General features: G+C 66.0%; 9 protein-coding genes, 1 tRNA gene and 3 rRNA genes. 3 read left to right on the top strand and 10 right to left on the bottom strand.

The genetic code is table 11. The annotated features are described in order from the left end of the window. Nucleotides 1-173 precede the first annotated feature (173 nt). Nucleotides 174-5684 (bottom strand): HAMP domain-containing protein, encoded by a 5511-nt coding sequence (locus OG247_RS30755; protein ID WP_327257698.1) that lies wholly within the window; start codon nt 5682-5684, stop codon nt 174-176. Nucleotides 5685-5939: 255 nt separating this feature from the next. Here OG247_RS30755 and OG247_RS30750 point away from each other — a divergent pair, with 255 nt between their 5' ends. Next, nucleotides 5940-8462, top strand: a complete 2523-nt coding sequence (locus OG247_RS30750) for a SpoIIE family protein phosphatase (RefSeq protein WP_327255226.1) — start codon at nt 5940-5942, stop codon at nt 8460-8462. A 20-nt stretch (nt 8463-8482) separates the two neighbouring features. Here OG247_RS30750 and OG247_RS30745 read toward each other — a convergent pair whose 3' ends face one another. From OG247_RS30745 to dapA, 7 genes are all read right to left on the bottom strand, one after another. Further along, nucleotides 8483-8698, bottom strand: a complete 216-nt coding sequence (locus OG247_RS30745; RefSeq protein ID WP_327255225.1) for a hypothetical protein — start codon at nt 8696-8698, stop codon at nt 8483-8485. Between the two features lie 186 nt (nt 8699-8884). Then, nucleotides 8885-8960: transfer RNA gene (locus tag OG247_RS30740), tRNA-Thr, on the bottom strand. 5 nt (nt 8961-8965) lie between these two features. Then, a 5S ribosomal RNA gene (gene rrf / locus OG247_RS30735) occupies nt 8966-9083 on the bottom strand. Between the two features lie 74 nt (nt 9084-9157). Beyond that, a 23S ribosomal RNA gene (locus OG247_RS30730) occupies nt 9158-12280 on the bottom strand. Between the two features lie 283 nt (nt 12281-12563). Continuing rightward, a 16S ribosomal RNA gene (locus OG247_RS30725) occupies nt 12564-14088 on the bottom strand. The 16S, 23S and 5S rRNA genes sit together here with 1 tRNA gene alongside, the layout of an rRNA operon. Before the next feature lie 631 nt (nt 14089-14719). Continuing rightward, nucleotides 14720-16405, bottom strand: a complete 1686-nt coding sequence (locus tag OG247_RS30720; protein ID WP_327255224.1) for a ribonuclease J — start codon at nt 16403-16405, stop codon at nt 14720-14722. Between the two features lie 117 nt (nt 16406-16522). Further along, nucleotides 16523-17422 (bottom strand): 4-hydroxy-tetrahydrodipicolinate synthase, encoded by a 900-nt coding sequence (dapA, locus tag OG247_RS30715; protein ID WP_266904008.1) that lies wholly within the window; start codon nt 17420-17422, stop codon nt 16523-16525. Nucleotides 17423-17794: 372 nt separating this feature from the next. Between dapA and OG247_RS30710 the strand changes: the two genes are divergently transcribed. Next, nucleotides 17795-18034 (top strand): hypothetical protein, encoded by a 240-nt coding sequence (locus OG247_RS30710; protein WP_266904009.1) that lies wholly within the window; start codon nt 17795-17797, stop codon nt 18032-18034. Between the two features lie 48 nt (nt 18035-18082). Then, nucleotides 18083-18640: a PH domain-containing protein gene (locus OG247_RS30705; RefSeq protein ID WP_327255223.1), complete on the top strand. Its 558-nt coding sequence runs from the start codon at nt 18083-18085 to the stop codon at nt 18638-18640. 57 nt (nt 18641-18697) lie between these two features. On the opposite strand, the gene OG247_RS30700 is transcribed toward OG247_RS30705, so the two are convergent. Both OG247_RS30700 and dapB read right to left on the bottom strand, forming a co-directional pair. Continuing rightward, entirely contained in the window at nt 18698-19150 is a 453-nt protein-coding gene (locus tag OG247_RS30700) for a hypothetical protein (RefSeq protein WP_327255222.1), read from the bottom strand. 18 nt (nt 19151-19168) lie between these two features. Next, complete coding sequence (gene dapB, locus OG247_RS30695) at nt 19169-19921, bottom strand: 4-hydroxy-tetrahydrodipicolinate reductase (RefSeq protein ID WP_327255221.1); 753 nt, start codon at nt 19919-19921, stop codon at nt 19169-19171. Nucleotides 19922-19950: the final 29 nt, after the last annotated feature.

Here is a 19950-nt window from a genome sequence, read left to right as displayed (position 1 = left end):
CGCCGGGCCCCGCCCCAGAGGACGGCATCCTTGCGCCGTCCGTCCTTGTGCCGGTCATCGTAGCCCCAGTCCCGAGATCGCCACACCCTGTCACCAAGATGTCACAGCGCACGAAGCGGAAACGTGGTGGAAGGGCAGAAGGTTCCCACGGGAGTTGTCCCCCGCCCGCCCGGTCACGCCCCGGCCCCGCGCATGTGCCCTTCCATGACCGACAGTAGGTAGTCGGGCTCGACCGGCTTGGTCACGTAGTCCGAGGCACCGGACTCGATGGCCTTCTCCCGGTCCCCCTTCATGGCCTTCGCCGTCAGCGCGATGATCGGCAGCCCCTCGAACTGGGGCATCCGCCGGATCGCCGAGGTCGTCGCGTACCCGTCCATCTCCGGCATCATGATGTCCATCAGCACGAGCGCCACGTCGTCGTGCTGCTCCAGGACCTCGATGCCCTCCCGGCCGTTCTCCGCGTACAGCACCGCCAGCCCGTGCTGTTCCAGCACGCTGGTCAGCGCGAAGACGTTGCGCACGTCGTCGTCCACGATCAGCACCCGCTCGCCGTGGAAGTCGTACGTCCGCGGCGCCTGGGGCAGCGGATCCTCGACGGCCCACGCGTCCGCGTCTCCCTGTCCGGGCACTTCCGCCCGCAGCGGCGGCTCGGCCATCGCCTTGCGGCGCCGCCGGAACAGCGCCGACGACCCCTGCCCGACCGGTTCCCCGGCCCGCGGCAGCGCCATCGGCCCCATGGGCGCTACGGGGCCCTGCGCGACCGGCGCCGCCGGCAGCTCGGGCCGCACCTCCTCGGCGGCCGGGCGGCGGTACAGCTCCCCGCGCGCCCCGCCGGGCGTCGGCGGCGCGTACCCCTGCGGGGGCAGCTCGCTCGGGTGCAGCGGCAGGTACAGCGTGAAGGTCGACCCGCGGCCGGGCTCGCTCGCCGCGTGGATCTCCCCGCCCAGCAGCCGGGCGATCTCCCGGCTGATGGACAGTCCGAGGCCGGTGCCGCCGTACTTGCGGCTGGTGGTCCCGTCGGCCTGCTTGAACGCCTCGAAGATCACCAGCATCTTGCTCGCGGCGATCCCGATCCCGGTGTCGGTCACCGAGAAGGCGATCAGGTCGGCGTCGGCCTCCCGCAGCGAACCGGCCTCCAGGAGCTGTTCGCGGATCGCGATCGGCACATCGGCCCCGGCGGGCCGGATCACCAGCTCCACCGCCCCGGTGTCGGTGAACTTCACCGCGTTCGACAGCAGGTTGCGCAGCACCTGGAGCAGCCGCTGCTCGTCGGTGTGCAGGGTCGCCGGGAGCTCCGGGGAGACCCGCACCGAGAAGTCGAGGCCCTTCTCGGCGGTCAGCGGCCGGAAGGTGGCCTCCACGTAGTCGACGAGCTGGACCAGCGCGATCCGGGTCGGGGAGACGTCCATCTTCCCGGCCTCGACCTTCGACAGGTCGAGGATGTCGTTGATCAGCTGGAGCAGGTCGGAGCCGGCGCCGTGGATGGTCTCGGCGAACTCCACCTGCTTCGGCGAGAGGTTCTCGTCCGCGTTGTCGGCGAGCAGTTTGGCCAGGATCAGCAGGGAGTTGAGCGGGGTCCGCAGCTCGTGCGACATGTTCGCCAGGAACTCGCTCTTGTAGCGCATCGAGACCGCGAGCTGCTCGGCACGCTCCTCCAGGACCTGCCGGGCCTCCTCGATCTCGGTGTTCTTCACCTCGATGTCCCGGTTCTGCTGGGCCAGCAGCTCGGCCTTCTCCTCCAGCTCGGCGTTGGCGGCCTGGAGGGCCTTCTGCCGGTTCTCCAGCTCGTCGGAGCGCTCGCGCAGCTGCTCGGTCATCTCCTGCGACTGCTTGAGCAGCATCTCCGTCTTGGAGTTGACGGAGATGGTGTTGACGCTCGTACCGATCATCTCGGCGATCTGGCTGAGGAAGTCCTTCTGGATCTGCGTGAAGGGCTGGAAGGAGGCCAGCTCGATGACGCCGAGCACCTTCCCCTCGAAGAGCACCGGCAGCACGATCACGTGCGCCGGCGGGGCCTCGCCGAGCCCGGAGGAGATCTTCAGGTAGCCGGGCGGGGTGTTCTCGATGAGCACCATCCGCTTCTCCTCGGCGACCATCCCGATCAGTCCCTCCCCCGGCCGGAAGGAGATGGGCATCTGGCCGCCGGCGTACGCGTAACTCCCGCGCATCCGCAGCTCGTACGAGCCGTCCGCGCCCCCGTCGGTCCCGATCTCGGTGCTGCCCCCGGTCGGCAGCGCCAGGAAGAACGCCCCGTGCTGCGCGGAGACCACCGGGGTCAGCTCGCTCATGATCAGCGAGGCCACGTCGTCCAGCTCGCGGCGGCCCTGCATCAGGGCGGAGATGCGGGCGAGGTTGCCCTTGAGCCAGTCCTGCTCCTTGTTGGCCAGGGTGGTGTCGCGCAGGTTGGCGATCATCGTGTTGATGTTGTCCTGGAGGACCTGGATCTCGCCCGCCGCGTCCACGTCGATCTTCAGGTTGAGATCGCCCCGCGTCACCGCGGTGGCCACGGCCGCGATGGCGCGCACCTGCCGGGTGAGGTTCCCGGCCATCTCGTTCACGGACTCGGTCAGGTCCCGCCAGGTGCCGTCCACGTCCCGGACTCGGGCCTGGCCGCCGAGGATGCCCTCGGTACCCACCTCGCGGGCGACGCGGGTCACCTGGTCGGCGAAGGAGGAGAGCTGGTCGACCATCGTGTTGATCGTGGTCTTGAGCTCCAGGATCTCCCCGCGCGCGTCGATGTCGATCTTCTTGGTCATGTCGCCCTTGGCGATGGCGGTCGTGACCATGGCGATCTGCCGCACCTGGCCGGTGAGGTTGGAGGCCATGAAGTTCACCGAGTCGGTGAGGTCCTTCCAGGTCCCGGAGACTCCGGGCACGTGCGCCTGGCCGCCCAGACGGCCCTCCGTACCCACCTCGCGGGCCACGCGCGTGACCTCGTCGGCGAAGGAGGACAGGGTCTTGACCATGGTGTTGACGGTGTCGGCGAGCTGCGCGACCTCGCCGCGGGCCTCGACGGTGACCGTCTTGGTCAGGTCGCCGTTGGCCACCGCGGTAGACACCTGCGCGATCCCGCGCACCTGGGCGGTCAGGTTGCCGGCCATGGTGTTGACGTTGTCGCTGAGGTCCTTCCAGATGCCGGTGACCCCGCGCACCCGGGCCTGGCCGCCGAGGATTCCCTCGGTACCCACCTCCCGGGCCACCCGCGTCACCTGCTCCGCGAAGGACGACAGCTGGTCCACCATCGTGTTCACGGTGGTGACCAGTTCGAGGATCTCGCCCTTCGCGTCGACCGTGATCTTCTTGGAGAGGTCGCCCATGGCCACGGCCGTGGTCACCTCGGCGATGTTGCGCACCTGCGAGGTCAGGTTGTTCGCCATGAAGTTGACGGACTGGGTGAGGTCCTTCCAGGTGCCGGAGACGCCCTTCACCTCGGCCTGGCCGCCCAGGATGCCCTCGGTACCCACCTCCCGGGCCACCCGCGTCACCTGCTCGGCGAAGTTCGAGAGCTGGTCCACCATCGTGTTGAGGGTGTTCTTCAGCTCCAGGATCTCGCCCCGGGCATCGACCTCGATCTTCTGCGACAGGTCGCCGCGCGCCACCGCGGTGGCGACCTGCGCGATGTTGCGCACCTGGGACGTCAGGTTCCCGGCCATGCCGTTCACGGAGTCCGTCAAATCGCGCCAGACGCCGGCCACACCGGGCACCTGCGCCTGACCGCCGAGCCGGCCCTCCGTACCCACGTCCCGGGCCACCCGGGTGACCTGCTCGGCGAAGGCCGAGAGCTGGTCGACCATGGTGTTGATGGTGTTCTTGAGCTCCAGGATCTCGCCGCGCGCGTCCACGTCGATCTTCTGGGAGAGGTCGCCGCGGGCCACGGCCGTGGTCACCTGGGCGATCTGGCGCACCTGGGAGGTCAGGTTCCCGGCCATGAAGTTGACGGAGTCGGTGAGCTCCTTCCAGGTGCCGGACACCCCCTCGACCCGTGCCTGGCCGCCGAGCCGGCCCTCCGTGCCCACGTCCCGCGCCATCCGCGTGACCTGGTCGGCGAAGGAGGACAGCTGGTCCACCATCGTGTTCACGGTGTTCTTCAGCTGCAGCATCTCGCCGGAGACGTCGACCGTGACCTTCTGCGACAGGTCGCCGTTGGCCACCGCCGTCGTCACCTGGGCGATGTTGCGGACCTGCCCGGTGAGGTTGCGGAAGGCGGTGTTCACCGAGTCGGTGAGGTCCTTCCACGTCCCGGCCGCGCCCGGCACCTGCGCCTGCCCGCCCAGTTCGCCTTCGACGCCGACCTCACGGGCCACGCGCGTCACTTCGGCACCGAAGGACTGGAGCTGGTCCACCATCGTGTTGACGGTGTTCTTCAGCTCCAGCATCTCGCCGGCCACGTTCACGGTGACCTTCTGCGACAGGTCGCCGTTGGCCACCGCCGTCGTCACCTGGGCGATGTCGCGCACCTGCGTGGTGAGGTTGCGGAAGACCGTGTTCACCGAGTCGGTGAGGTCCTTCCACGTCCCCGCCGCGCCCGGCACCTGCGCCTGCCCGCCGAGCAGGCCCTTCGCCCCGACCTCGCTGGCCACGCGCGTGACCTCGTCCGCGAAGGTCCGTAGCGTCTCGGTCATCTGGTTGATCGTTTCGGCCAGCTGCGCGACCTCACCGCGCGCGCTGACCCGGACCTTCTGCGACAGGTCGCCGTTGGCCACGGCCGTGGTCACCTGCGCGATGCCGCGCACCTGGGCCGTCAGGTTGCCCGCCATCGTGTTGACGGAGTCGGTCAGGTCCTTCCACACGCCCGCGACCCCGGGCACCTTCGCCTGGCCGCCGAGCTCACCCTCCGTACCCACCTCGCGGGCCACGCGGGTCACCTCGGAGGAGAACGAGGAGAGCTGGTCCACCATCGTGTTCACGGTGTTCTTCAGCTGCAGCATCTCGCCGGCCACGTGCACCGTGACCTTGCGCGACAGATCGCCCTTGGCCACCGCCGTCGTCACGAGAGCAATGTCACGCACCTGGGCGGTGAGCCGGTACGCCATCGTGTTGACGGAGTCGGTCAGATCCTTCCAGGATCCGGACATTCCACGCACTTGCGCCTGGCCGCCGAGCTTGCCCTCGGTGCCCACCTCCAGCGCCACCCGCGTCACCTCGTCGGTGAACGCGGAGAGCTGATCGACCAGGTTGTTGACCGTCCGCCCGACCTTCAGGAACTCCCCGCGCAGCGGGTGCCCGGCACCCTCCGCGGCCTGGGTCCGCAGGTCCATGCGCTGGTCGAGATCACCCTCGGCGACCGCCGACAGCACCCGGCCGACCTCGGACACCGGCCGGGCCAGATCGTCCACCAGCTGGTTCGAGGCGTCGATCGCGGCCGCCCAGGAGCCCTCGCAGGCACCCGTTTCCAGCCGTTCGCTGAGCTTGCCCTCACGGCCCACCATCCGCCGCACCCGGGACAGCTCCCCGGTCAGGTGGAGGTTGCGGTCGGCCACCTCGTTGTAGACGGCGGCGATCTCCGCCATCACACCGTCGCCGGACACCGTCAGGCGTTTGCGGAAGTTCCCGTCCCGCATCGACACCAGGGCCGTGAGCAGCCTGTTCAGGGCCGCGGTATCGACTTCCGTCGTCACGCCCCTCCGGGAGCGTCCTCCCTTCGGGCGCGTTCCCGTACGCCGCACCGCCGCGCCAGCCTCCACCGTGTCCCTCCCGAAGGGGTCGACCACTGTTCCACCGGGCATCTTGTTCATCAGACTGCGTCCATCTACGCCGTGCCCGTCTCCTGCGTGACTCCAAGCCTGCCCAGTGTTTCACCCCGGCCGAACCTGGCCATAACACTCCGGCACCATCGCACACCGGCCACACCCTGCGGGTGGATTCCCAGACGACGGCACCATGGCGACCGCGAAGGTAAGTAACCTGGCATCCGTTGTCCACCGCGTCGAAGGAGACTTGTGATCACGGCACGGGCGGCTGCCAGTTTCGATCCACAGGGGCGTTCAGTCGCTGCTGCCCGCGCATTCGTCCGCGACACCCTCCAGGGCTGGGGTTTCGCGGACATCGTCGACGACGCCGTGGTCCTCACCAGCGAGCTCGTCACCAACGCCGTGGTCCACGCCGGCACCCGCGCCGAAGTCCTGTGCCTGCGCACCGAGGACGGCGTACGGGTCGAGGTCGCCGACCGCTACCCGGAGCGCGAGCTCCCGCTCCAGCACCCCGGCGACCGCCCGTACGCGGACCCCGACCGCGAGAACGGCCGCGGGCTCATGCTCTGCGCCGCCCTCGCCACCCGCTGGGGCGTCGAGTACACGGCCACGCACAAGCACGTGTGGTTCCGGCTCGACATGCCGGACCGTCCGGTCGGTACCCGCTCCGCGGGACCCGTGGTCCCCGACCAGCTCCTGCCCCTGGCCGACAGCCGGGTCCGCGTCGCCGTCCTCCAGATCGACTCCGCCGGCATCGTCTCCGCCTGGAACGAGGACGCCGAGATCATCTTCGGCCACCTCGCCTCGAAGGCGGTCGGCCGCCCGCTCGCCGAGCTCGCCGCCTGGCCGCAGACCCCCGGCACCGGCACCGGCATCGCCGAGGCCCTGCGCCTGTCCCGCTGGGAGGGCAGCTACGGCATCCGCGGCGCCGACGGCCGCGTCATCCCGATCTACGCCTCCCACCTGCGGGTCCGCGATGCCCACGGCGAGCCCTCCATCGTCTGTCTGCTCGTCCACGACGACGAGCGCGCCCTGCTGCAGAGCCCCGTACGCGTCCCCATGGACGGCGGCCACCTCACCGAGGCCCGCCCCACGGACCCCTTCGAGATCTTCATCGGCTCCCCCGCCCCCGACGACCTCGACGGCCTCCTCCAGCGCACCGTGGAACGCGCCCGCGACCTCCTCGACGCCGACTCCGCCTTCCTCCTGCTCGCCACCGACGACGAGACCGAGCTCGAAGTCCGCGCCACCACCGGTCTGCCCTCCACCCGCCAGCGGTTCGCCCGCGTCCCCGTCGAGGCCGGCACCAACCGGTACGGCAGCGCCCGCATGCCCGCCGTCCACGAGGACCTCATCGTCGTCCCCGGTGCGGTACCCCTCCTGGAAGCCACCGGCATGCGCTCCGCCATCACCGTCCCCCTCAAGGTGGAGGGCCGTCTCACCGGCTCGCTCGGCGTCGCCGCCGAGATCCCCGGCCGCTACTCCAACGACGACGCCCTGCGCCTGCAGTTCGCCGCGGACCGCATCGCCCTCGCCGTGGAATCGGCCCGCCTCGGCGAGCTCGAACGACTGCGCCGCGGCTCCCTCTCCTTCCTCGTCGAGGCCTCCGACCTGCTCGCCGGCACCCTGGACCGGGACCAGACCCTGGCCCTCATGGCCCAGATGACCGTCCCCACCCTCGCCACCTGGTGCGCCGTCTACACGATCGCCGACCAGTCCTCCGACCCGTTCCTCTCGTACGTCCTGCACGAGGACGAGGAACGCATCGACGGTCTCAAGGCCCTGCTCGCCCAGGTCAGCCCGCCCGACCCGGTCCGCGAGTCCGGCGCCCGTCCCTGGCCCGAGACCTCCCTGGCGGTCGGCGGCGAGACCGTGGTCCTCCCGCTCCTGGCCCGCAACCGCGTCATCGGCATGCTGACCCTCGGCAAGCCCTCCGAGGAGCACTTCCGGCAGGAGATCCTCGAACTCGCCGAGGACCTCTCCCGCCGCGCCGCCCTCGCCCTGGACAACGCCCGCCTGTACTCCGAGCGCACCGCCATCAGCCGCTCGCTCCAGCGCAGCCTGCTGCCGCCCGGCTCCCCCACCATCCCCGGCATCGAGGTCGAGGTCATCTACCGCGCCGCCGGCGAGGGCAACGAAGTGGGCGGCGACTTCTATGACGTCTTCCCGATCCGCCCCGGCGTCTACGGCTTCGCCATCGGCGATGTCTGCGGTACGGGCCCGGAGGCGGCCGCCGTCACCGGTCTGGCCCGCCACGCCCTGCGTCTCCTGGCCCGCGAGGGCCTCGGCGGCCCGGCCGTACTGGAGCGCCTCAACGCGGCCATCCTCGACGAGGGCGACCGCAGCCGCTTCCTGACGCTCCTCTACGGCGAGCTGCACCCCCAGCCCGACGGCGGCGCCCACATGAAGGTCGTCTGCGCGGGCCACCCCCTGCCGCTGCGCCTGCGCCCGAACGGCGAGGTGACCTCCGCCGCCGACCCGCAGCCGCTCCTCGGAGTCCTGGACGACCTGGACCTCTACGAGCAGACCCTCACCCTGGACCCGGGCGACGTCCTCCTCTGCGTCACCGACGGCGTCACCGAGCGCCGCGAGGGCACCCGCATGCTCGGCGACGACGGCCTCGCCGAGGTCCTCACCACCTGTACGGGCCTCACGGCCGGCGCCGTCGCCTCCCGCGTCCTGCGCGCGGTGGAACGCTTCGCCGCCGAACCCGCCTCCGACGACATGGCCATCCTGGCCTTCCGTATCCCCCAGCAGCGCGACGGCGACTGAACGCCGTCGCGCCACACCACTCAGCGACGGGGCCCGGCCACCAGGATCATGAAGGACGGGGCCGCCATTTCCGTGGTCCAGGGCGTACTGCTGCCCGTATCGACGACCGCGTCGCGGCCGGTGCCGGACCGGGAAGGTGACGGAGACGGGGACGGGGACGGAGACGGGGAGCCGCCGTGGGCAGCCACGGTCGTCCTGACCGTGCGGGCGAGGTGTCGGATCCGTTCGGTACTCATGAGCGTTCCTCCCGTGGATCGAGGGGCTTGGAACTCCTGCTGATCCCATTGCGCCCCGAACCCCACCCCCGGTCACGGCCCGAAGATTCGGGGCTTGACAGGAGGTCCCGGACCCCTCTCACGCGCAACGGGGAAAACTCGGGGAACGCAAAAAGGCCCCCGCCAATGGCGGGGGCCTTCTCGTTTTGGAGCCCTTTAACGGAATCGAACCGTTGACCTTCTCCTTACCATGGAGACGCTCTACCGACTGAGCTAAAAGGGCGGGTTGTTCGGCGGCGTCCTACTCTCCCACAGGGTCCCCCCTGCAGTACCATCGGCGCTGAAAGGCTTAGCTTCCGGGTTCGGAATGTAAACCGGGCGTTTCCCTAACGCTATGACCACCGAAACACTATGAAGTTAACCAAACCGGATATGACACAGTTCGTTACTTCAGAACTAACACAGTGGACGCGAGCAACTGAGGACAAGCCCTCGGCCTATTAGTACCAGTCAGCTCCACCCGTTACCGGGCTTCCACATCTGGCCTATCAACCCAGTCGTCTACTGGGAGCCTTACCCTCTCAAGGAGGTGGGAATACTCATCTTGAAGCAGGCTTCCCGCTTAGATGCTTTCAGCGGTTATCCCTCCCGAACGTAGCCAACCAGCCATGCCCTTGGCAGGACAACTGGCACACCAGAGGTTCGTCCGTCCCGGTCCTCTCGTACTAGGGACAGCCCTTCTCAATATTCCTACGCGCACAGCGGATAGGGACCGAACTGTCTCACGACGTTCTAAACCCAGCTCGCGTACCGCTTTAATGGGCGAACAGCCCAACCCTTGGGACCGACTCCAGCCCCAGGATGCGACGAGCCGACATCGAGGTGCCAAACCATCCCGTCGATATGGACTCTTGGGGAAGATCAGCCTGTTATCCCCGGGGTACCTTTTATCCGTTGAGCGACGGCGCTTCCACAAGCCACCGCCGGATCACTAGTCCCGACTTTCGTCCCTGCTCGACCCGTCGGTCTCACAGTCAAGCTCCCTTGTGCACTTACACTCAACACCTGATTGCCAACCAGGCTGAGGGAACCTTTGGGCGCCTCCGTTACTTTTTGGGAGGCAACCGCCCCAGTTAAACTACCCATCAGACACTGTCCCTGATCCGGATCACGGACCGAGGTTAGACATCCAGCACGACCAGAGTGGTATTTCAACGACGACTCCACAACCACTGGCGTGGCCGCTTCAAAGTCTCCCACCTATCCTACACAAGCCGAACCGAACACCAATATCAAACTATAGTAAAGGTCCCGGGGTCTTTCCGTCCTGCTGCGCGAAACGAGCATCTTTACTCGTAGTGCAATTTCACCGGGCCTATGGTTGAGACAGTCGAGAAGTCGTTACGCCATTCGTGCAGGTCGGAACTTACCCGACAAGGAATTTCGCTACCTTAGGATGGTTATAGTTACCACCGCCGTTTACTGGCGCTTAAGTTCTCAGCTTCGCCACACCGAAATGTGACTAACCGGTCCCCTTAACGTTCCAGCACCGGGCAGGCGTCAGTCCGTATACATCGCCTTACGGCTTCGCACGGACCTGTGTTTTTAGTAAACAGTCGCTTCTCGCTGGTCTCTGCGGCCACCCCCAGCTCACGGAGTAAATCCGATCACCAGTGATGGCCCCCTTCTCCCGAAGTTACGGGGGCATTTTGCCGAGTTCCTTAACCATAGTTCACCCGAACGCCTCGGTATTCTCTACCTGACCACCTGAGTCGGTTTAGGGTACGGGCCGCCATGAAACTCGCTAGAGGCTTTTCTCGACAGCATAGGATCATCCACTTCACCACAATCGGCTCGGCATCAGGTCTCAGCCTTATATGAGGGACGGATTTGCCTACCCCTCGGCCTACACCCTTACCCCGGGACTACCACCGCCCGGGCTGGACTACCTTCCTGCGTCACCCCATCGCTTACCTACTACAAGTCTGGTTCGCCGGCTCCACCACTTTCCTTTCCCCGAAGGGTCCGGAACGGCTTCACGGGCTTAGCATCGCCTGATTCGATATTGGGCGTTTCAAAGCGGGTACCGGAATATCAACCGGTTGTCCATCGACTACGCCTGTCGGCCTCGCCTTAGGTCCCGACTTACCCTGGGCAGATCAGCTTGACCCAGGAACCCTTAGTCAATCGGCGCACACGTTTCTCACGTGTGTATCGCTACTCATGCCTGCATTCTCACTCGTGAACCGTCCACAACTAGCTTCCGCTGCTGCTTCACCCGGCACACGACGCTCCCCTACCCATCACAGCGGGCGTTGGCCCTATTGCTGCAATGACACGACTTCGGCGGTACGCTTGAGCCCCGCTACATTGTCGGCGCGGAATCACTTGACCAGTGAGCTATTACGCACTCTTTCAAGGGTGGCTGCTTCTAAGCCAACCTCCTGGTTGTCTCTGCGACTCCACATCCTTTCCCACTTAGCGTACGCTTAGGGGCCTTAGTCGATGCTCTGGGCTGTTTCCCTCTCGACCATGGAGCTTATCCCCCACAGTCTCACTGCCACGCTCTCACTTACCGGCATTCGGAGTTTGGCTAAGGTCAGTAACCCGGTAGGGCCCATCGCCTATCCAGTGCTCTACCTCCGGCAAGAAACACGTGACGCTGCACCTAAATGCATTTCGGGGAGAACCAGCTATCACGGAGTTTGATTGGCCTTTCACCCCTAACCACAGGTCATCCCCCAGGTTTTCAACCCTGGTGGGTTCGGTCCTCCACGAAGTCTTACCTCCGCTTCAACCTGCCCATGGCTAGATCACTCCGCTTCGGGTCTAGAGCGTGCAACTCAATCGCCCTATTCGGACTCGCTTTCGCTACGGCTTCCCCACACGGGTTAACCTCGCTACACACCGCTAACTCGCAGGCTCATTCTTCAAAAGGCACGCAGTCACGACCGTTATTCCGAAGAATAACGGCGACGCTCCCACGGCTTGTAGGCACACGGTTTCAGGTACTATTTCACTCCGCTCCCGCGGTACTTTTCACCATTCCCTCACGGTACTATCCGCTATCGGTCACCAGGGAATATTTAGGCTTAGCGGGTGGTCCCGCCAGATTCACACGGGATTTCTCGGGCCCCGTGCTACTTGGGAGATTCTTAAGCAAGCCGCTGATGTTTCGTCTACGGGGGTCTTACCCTCTACGCCGGACCTTTCGCATGTCCTTCGACTACATCAACGGTTTCTGACTCGCCGACCGGCCGGCAGACCGATCAAAAGAATTCCCACAACCCCGCATGCGCAACCCCTGCCGGGTATCACACGCATACGGTTTGGCCTCATCCGGTTTCGCTCGCCACTACTCCCGGAATCACGGTTGTTTTCTCTTCCTGCGGGTACTGAGATGTTTCACTTCCCCGCGTTCCCTCCACACTGCCTATGTGTTCAGCAGTGGGTGACAGCCCATGACGACTGCCGGGTTTCCCCATTCGGACACCCCCGGATCAAAGCTCAGTTGGCAGCTCCCCGGGGCCTATCGCGGCCTCTCACGTCCTTCATCGGTTCCTGGTGCCAAGGCATCCACCGTGCGCCCTTAAAAACTTGGCCTACAGATGCTCGCGTCCACTGTGTAGTTCTCAAGCAACGACCAGCCACCCATCACCCTCATCCGGAGACGAAGTTCACTGGGGCCGGCATCGCGAAGATAAAGCCTTTCGGCCGTACCCTCAGATACCCAACAACGTGCCAAGCACGATCCCCGCCACTCAAACTGTTTTCCACGCCGAAGCAGTACTCACAGAAGGTTTTGGAAACCGTGCCAACTAATCAACGTTCCACCCTGAGCTGACCGTGCAGAACGTTTGTCTGCAATCGGTACTGTGCTCCTTAGAAAGGAGGTGATCCAGCCGCACCTTCCGGTACGGCTACCTTGTTACGACTTCGTCCCAATCGCCAGTCCCACCTTCGACAGCTCCCTCCCTTACGGGTTGGGCCACCGGCTTCGGGTGTTACCGACTTTCGTGACGTGACGGGCGGTGTGTACAAGGCCCGGGAACGTATTCACCGCAGCAATGCTGATCTGCGATTACTAGCAACTCCGACTTCATGGGGTCGAGTTGCAGACCCCAATCCGAACTGAGACCGGCTTTTTGAGATTCGCTCCACCTCACGGTATCGCAGCTCATTGTACCGGCCATTGTAGCACGTGTGCAGCCCAAGACATAAGGGGCATGATGACTTGACGTCGTCCCCACCTTCCTCCGAGTTGACCCCGGCGGTCTCCTGTGAGTCCCCATCACCCCGAAGGGCATGCTGGCAACACAGGACAAGGGTTGCGCTCGTTGCGGGACTTAACCCAACATCTCACGACACGAGCTGACGACAGCCATGCACCACCTGTATACCGACCACAAGGGGGGCACTATCTCTAATGCTTTCCGGTATATGTCAAGCCTTGGTAAGGTTCTTCGCGTTGCGTCGAATTAAGCCACATGCTCCGCTGCTTGTGCGGGCCCCCGTCAATTCCTTTGAGTTTTAGCCTTGCGGCCGTACTCCCCAGGCGGGGAACTTAATGCGTTAGCTGCGGCACCGACGACGTGGAATGTCGCCAACACCTAGTTCCCAACGTTTACGGCGTGGACTACCAGGGTATCTAATCCTGTTCGCTCCCCACGCTTTCGCTCCTCAGCGTCAGTAATGGCCCAGAGATCCGCCTTCGCCACCGGTGTTCCTCCTGATATCTGCGCATTTCACCGCTACACCAGGAATTCCGATCTCCCCTACCACACTCTAGCTAGCCCGTATCGAATGCAGACCCGAGGTTAAGCCTCGGGCTTTCACATCCGACGTGACAAGCCGCCTACGAGCTCTTTACGCCCAATAATTCCGGACAACGCTTGCGCCCTACGTATTACCGCGGCTGCTGGCACGTAGTTAGCCGGCGCTTCTTCTGCAGGTACCGTCACTTTCGCTTCTTCCCTGCTGAAAGAGGTTTACAACCCGAAGGCCGTCATCCCTCACGCGGCGTCGCTGCATCAGGCTTTCGCCCATTGTGCAATATTCCCCACTGCTGCCTCCCGTAGGAGTCTGGGCCGTGTCTCAGTCCCAGTGTGGCCGGTCGCCCTCTCAGGCCGGCTACCCGTCGTCGCCTTGGTGGGCCATTACCCCACCAACAAGCTGATAGGCCGCGGGCTCATCCTTCACCGCCGGAGCTTTTAACCCCCGCCCATGCAGGCAGGAGTGTTATCCGGTATTAGACCCCGTTTCCAGGGCTTGTCCCAGAGTGAAGGGCAGATTGCCCACGTGTTACTCACCCGTTCGCCACTAATCCACCCCGAAGGGCTTCATCGTTCGACTTGCATGTGTTAAGCACGCCGCCAGCGTTCGTCCTGAGCCAGGATCAAACTCTCCATGAATGTTTACCGGTAATCCGGTGCACACGCACTTAGAGCGGGACAGTCATGTCGGAATAAGACCGACCGTCCACTGCATCCTCGCTGTGTAATTGCCTGCAAGCATCCCAGCCGAAGCCGTGACCTCACAGGTCTTTTTCAAAGGAACCTCATCCACCGAAATGGACGGGGTATCAACTTTTTGGCGTTGATTTTTGGCACGCTGTTGAGTTCTCAAGGAACGGACGCTTCCTTTGTACTCACCCTCTCGGGCTTTCCTCCGGGCTTTCGTTCTGTTCTTGCGTTTCCGACTCTATCAGACTCTTTCGTGTCCGATTCCCGGTCGAAGCGGGTTTCGCTTTCCAGTTCTTCGCTTTCGCGTTTTCCCTTTCCTGCGATTCCAACTCTACCAGATCATTTCCGTGTCGCTTCCGACTTGGATTTGAATTGGACGGCCATTGGAGAGCCATTCCCTTTCGGGCGAGCCAGACTTTATCAGGTTTCCCTGCTCTGGAATCCCACCCGCCCGCATCGACATGGCCGGGCACACGTGTGTGCCGGGGTGTCGTGCGAGGTGGAGACGTAAACGTACTGGAGCGGGGCCCTCGGATGCAAATCCGGTTGCCCCGCTCCGGTGTGGTCGCTACGGCGAGGCTCAGACCTCGACGACGACCGGGAGGATCATCGGGCGGCGGCGGTAGCCGTCCGAGACCCACTTGCCCATCGTGCGGCGGATGAGCTGCTGGATCTGGTGCGGCTCGGCCACACCGTCCGCTGCGGCGCGGGCGATGGCTTCCTCGATCTTCGGCAGGACGGAGGAGAACGCCGAGTCCTCGATGCCGGAGCCGCGGGCCTGGATGTTCGGGCCGCTGACGATCTTGCCCGTGGTGCTGTCCACCACGACGTAGACCGAGATGATGCCCTCGTCACCGAGGATCTTGCGGTCCTTGAGGTGGGCTTCGGTGACGTCGCCGACCGAGAGGCCGTCCACGTAGACATAGCCGGCCTGGACCTTGCCCGAGATGCGGGCCTTGCCGTCGATGAGGTCGACGACGACGCCGTCCTCGGCGATGACGATGCGGTCCTTCGGTACGCCCGTCAGGGCGCCGAGCTCGGCGTTGGCGCGCAGGTGGCGCCATTCGCCGTGGACCGGCATCAGGTTCCGCGGCTTGCAGATGTTGTAGAAGTACAGCAGCTCGCCGGCGGAGGCGTGGCCGGAGACGTGCACCTTGGCGTTGCCCTTGTGCACGACGTTGGCGCCCCAGCGGGTCAGGCCGTTGATCACGCGGTAGACCGCGTTCTCGTTGCCCGGGATGAGCGACGAGGCCAGGATGACCGTGTCGCCCGGGACGATCCGGATCTGGTGATCGCGGTTCGCCATGCGGGACAGGGCAGCCATCGGCTCGCCCTGCGAACCCGTGCAGACCAGGACGACCTCGTGGGCCGGCAGGTCGTCGAGGGTCTTGACGTCCACGACCAGGCCTGCCGGAACCTTCAGGTAGCCCAGGTCACGGGCGATGCCCATGTTGCGGACCATCGAGCGGCCGACGAAGGCGACCCTGCGGCCGTACTCGTGAGCGGCGTCGAGGATCTGCTGGATGCGGTGCACGTGGCTCGCGAAGCTCGCCACGATGATCCGGTTGTTGGCGTTGGCGAACACCGTGCGCAGCACGTTGGAGATCTCGCGCTCGGGCGGGACGAAGCCCGGGACCTCGGCGTTCGTCGAGTCCGAGAGGAGAAGGTCGATGCCCTCTTCGCTCAGGCGCGCGAAGGCGTGCAGGTCGGTGAGGCGGTTGTCCAGCGGGAGCTGGTCCATCTTGAAGTCGCCGGTGCACACGACCATGCCGGCGCCGGTGCGGATGGCCACGGCCAGGGCGTCCGGGATGGAGTGGTTGACCGCGATGAACTCGCAGTCGAAGGGGCCGAGGTTCTCGCGCTCGCCTTCCTTCACCTCGAGGGTGTAGGGGCGGATGCGGTGCTCCTGGAGCTTGGCCTCGATGAGCGCCAGCGTCAGCTTGGAGCCGATCAGCGGGATGTCCGGCTTCTCCCGGAGGAGGTAGGGGACGGCGCCGATGTGGTCCTCGTGGCCGTGCGTGAGGACGATGCCCTCGATGTCGTCGAGCCGGTCCCTGATGGACGAGAAGTCCGGCAGGATCAGGTCGATGCCCGGCTGCTCCTCTTCGGGGAACAGGACACCGCAGTCGACGATGAGCAGGCGGCCGTCGAACTCGAAGACGGTCATGTTGCGGCCGATCTCACCGAGCCCGCCCAGGGGGGTGACCCGAAGGCCGCCCTTGGGGAGCTTCGGCGGCGGACCGAGTTCAGGATGCGGATGGCTCAAAAGGTTCTCCTTCACCACGCGCGGCCACGTACCCGTCGAGGCACGTGGCGCGCATGTCAATTCGTGCACTTGCTGTTGTCTTGTGTGGTTCTGCTTATTCAGTTGTGAAGTCTGATGTCAGAGCTGTACCCCGCCGGCGGCAAGATCGATCTTGAGCTGCGCCGTCTCCTCGGCGGTCAGCTCGACCAGCGGGAGCCGCAGCGGGCCCGCGGGCAGGCCCTGCAGGTTCAGCGCGCCCTTGGTGGTGATCACACCCTGGGTGCGGAACATGCCGGTGAAGACGGGGAGCAGCTTCTGGTGGATCTCGGTGGCCTTCTGGACGTCGCCGCCCAAGTGGGCCTCGAGCATCTCGCGGAGCTCGGGGGAGACCACGTGACCGACCACGGAGACGAAGCCGACCGCGCCGACCGACAGGAGCGGCAGGTTCAGCATGTCGTCGCCGGAGTACCAGGCCAGGCCGCTCTGTGCGATGGCCCAGCTGGCGCGTCCGAGGTCGCCCTTGGCGTCCTTGTTGGCAACGATACGGGGGTGCTCGGCCAGCCGGACGAGTGTTTCCGTATTGATCGGGACACCGCTGCGGCCCGGGATGTCGTAGAGCATGACCGGGAGCTCGGTGGCGTCGGCGATCGCCGTGAAGTGCCGGAAGAGGCCTTCCTGCGGCGGCTTGCTGTAGTAGGGGGTGACCGCGAGCAGGCCGTGGGCGCCGGTGCGCTCGGCCTGACGGGCCAGCTCGAGGGTGTGACGGGTGTCATTGGTCCCGATGCCGGCGACCACGTGGGCCCGGTCTCCGACCGCTTCGAGTACGGCTCGTACGAGGTCGTTTTTCTCCGCGTCAGTGGTGGTCGGCGACTCACCGGTGGTGCCGTTGATGATCAGGCCGTCGTTGCCTGCGTCCACCAGGTGGACGGCGAGCTGCTGCGCGCCATCGAGGTCAAGTGCGCCATCCGCCGTAAACGGCGTGATCATGGCGGTGAGGACCCGCCCGAAGGGGGTCTGCGGAGTCGAGATCGGAGCCATGGGTAACACGCTACTCGCTGCCATGCTCGCGGTGTCCCCTCGGGGGACGTGATGAGGGTGTTGGAGCCCGGCACTGCCTGCTCGGGGGTTCAAGCAGTGCCGGGTCCGTTTGATCAGCCTAGATGAACTTTACGAAACGTGGCAATACGGACACTTCGGACTTGTTCCGCACATCCGTGCGGAACAAGGGTGATCGGGCCGTACGGGGCACCGACCGGCCGTCATCGGCGGAGCTGACGCGGTGCCATAAAATTTGGTTAATGTCCCGAAAAACGGCACCGATCGGGCCTTTCGCGCGTCCTACCCGGTAGAACGTCCGTCCATCCCGCACCCACCGCCCCCAGGGCCCCGACCGTGAGGAGAGTCGTTCCCATGTTCCGCCGGCGCGAACCCGTCCCGTTCGCCTTCGTCGCCGAGGCCGACCGATTCCGCAGCAACGTCACTCCGCCGCCGCGCGAGAGTCTGGGCAAGACCCAGATCGCCGCCCGTAGTCTGGTCGGGCTGACCGTCGTGGCGGGACTCGTCGGATCGCTGCTCTTCGGCATCCCCGCACTGCAGCCGAGCCACGCACCGGCGAAGTCGCAGCAGTCGGAGGCATCCGAGGGACGGTAGCCTCACGGGCACAGCCCAACCGAACGTGCATGTGAGTGAGGTCCTGCCGTGCCCCTGCCCTTCCTGACGGCCGACGGCGCATTCGACGCGCACGACAACGGGGAGACGCTCCCCTACGAAGACCCGGACCGCTGGCGTCGCCCCTACCGTCCGGGGCCCTGGCGGGTGGCCATCGCCGCGCTGATGCTGCTGCTCGGCTCGTTCATGCTCTTCGCCACGGTGATCATCGTGGCCGCCGGCACCTGGACCGGCGCCCTGGGCGGTCTGCTCGCCTCGCTCGTCGTGGTCGGCTCCGCCCTGCGGCTGCTGCGCACGGGCGTCTGGGTGAGCCCCAAGGGGCTGCGCGTGGCGGGGTTCTTCACCACCCGCTCGATCCCCTGGAACCAGGTCGGCGAGGTCCGCACGGTGCAGCAGCCCGTGCGCTGGCTCGGGCTGCCGAGGACCGTGCAGGGCCAGGCCCTAACGGTGGCCGCGCGCGGCGGCGCCGAGCTGCCGGTGCTGCTGACCGACCACAGCGCCGATTTCCTGTCGCGGACCGAGGCCTTCGACCGGGCCGCCGACTCGGTCGAGGCCTGGGCCGACGAGTACCGGGCCGTGCCCGCCTGAGGCGGCCGCCCCAGCGCCCCTGAGCGGGCGTCACGCGCACGGGAAGCCCGTACAGGCTCAGGCTTGTACGGGCTTTCCGTCGTGCAGGGAGATGGCCCGCTGCATGGCTTTGCGGGCCCTCGGGGTGTCGCGGGCGTCGTGGTAGGCGACGGCGAGGCGGAACCAGCTGCGCCAGTCCCCCGGCGCGTCCTCGGTCTCGGCCTTGCGGCGCGCGAAGACCTCGTCGGCCGAGTCCCGCAGGATCCGGCCGTACTTGTCCCGCTCCAGCTCGTCCACGGGCAGTCCGCCCTCGGCCTCCAGCTCGGCTCCGAGCTGGTTGGCCCTGGTGACGAACCGGGTGTTCTTCCAGAGGAACCAGACACCGATGACCGGCAGGATCAGCACGGCCACCCCGAAGGTGACGGTGAGCCAGGTCCCGTGCCGGAGCAGCATCAGGCCCCTGCTGCCGACCAGGACGAAGTACACGACCAGGACCGCGGCCGTGATGAAGTAGAGGATCTTCGCGCGCATGGTGCAGCCGCCTGCTCGTCAGCCGAGTTCGAGGAAGTTTTCCAGGCCGAAGGTGAGGCCCGGGGTCTGCGTCACGCGGCGCGCGCCGAGCAGGATGCCCGGCATGAAGCTGCTGTGGTGCAGGGAGTCGTGACGGATGGTCAGGGTTTCGCCCTCGCCGCCGAGGAGCACCTCCTGGTGGGCCAGCAGGCCGCGGAGGCGGATCGCGTGCACGGGGACGCCGTCGACGTCCGCGCCGCGCGCGCCGTCGAGCGCGGTGGCGGTGGCATCCGGCTGCGGGCCGAGGCCGGCCTCCGCGCGGGCGGCCGCGATGAGCTGCGCCGTACGGGTCGCCGTGCCGGAGGGGGCGTCGACCTTGTTCGGGTGGTGCAGTTCGACGACCTCGACGGACTCGAAGTAGCGCGCGGCCTGCGCGGCGAACTTCATGGTGAGGACGGCGCCGATGGAGAAGTTCGGGGCGATGAGCACACCGGTCGCCGGGGAAGCGGCGAGCCACGTGTCGAGCCGGGCGAGGCGGTCCTCGGTCCAGCCGGTGGTGCCGACCACTCCGTGGATGCCGTGCCGGACGAGGAACTCCAGGTTCTCCATCACCGAGGCGGGGGTGGTCAGCTCGACCGCGACCTGGGCGCCGGCTTCGGCCAGCGTCTCCAGCTTGTCTCCGCGGCCGAGGGCGGCCACCAGTTCCATGTCCCCGGCGGCCTCGACGGCCTTGACCGCCTCGGAGCCGATGCGGCCCTGGGCGCCGAGAACTGCCACGCGCAGCTTGCTCATGTCATTCCTTAAAGTGCGTACGGGCCCGG

It is taken from the genome of Streptomyces sp. NBC_01244, from assembly GCF_035987325.1.
In the GTDB taxonomy this organism is placed as follows: Bacteria; Actinomycetota; Actinomycetes; order Streptomycetales; family Streptomycetaceae; genus Streptomyces.
Note: the sequence above shows the minus strand (reverse complement) of the source record. Positions and strands in the feature narration are given on the sequence as shown.

What these genes read in the sequence shown, in the direction of transcription:
- OG247_RS30745 (WP_327255225.1), bottom strand. Translation starts at nt 8,698, where the DNA reads ATGAGTACCGAACGGATCCGACACCTCGCCCGCACGGTCAGGACGACC.
- dapA (WP_266904008.1), bottom strand. Translation starts at nt 17,422, where the DNA reads ATGGCTCCGATCTCGACTCCGCAGACCCCCTTCGGGCGGGTCCTCACC.
- OG247_RS30710 (WP_266904009.1), top strand. Translation starts at nt 17,795, where the DNA reads ATGTTCCGCCGGCGCGAACCCGTCCCGTTCGCCTTCGTCGCCGAGGCC.
- OG247_RS30700 (WP_327255222.1), bottom strand. Translation starts at nt 19,150, where the DNA reads ATGCGCGCGAAGATCCTCTACTTCATCACGGCCGCGGTCCTGGTCGTG.
- dapB (WP_327255221.1), bottom strand. Translation starts at nt 19,921, where the DNA reads ATGAGCAAGCTGCGCGTGGCAGTTCTCGGCGCCCAGGGCCGCATCGGC.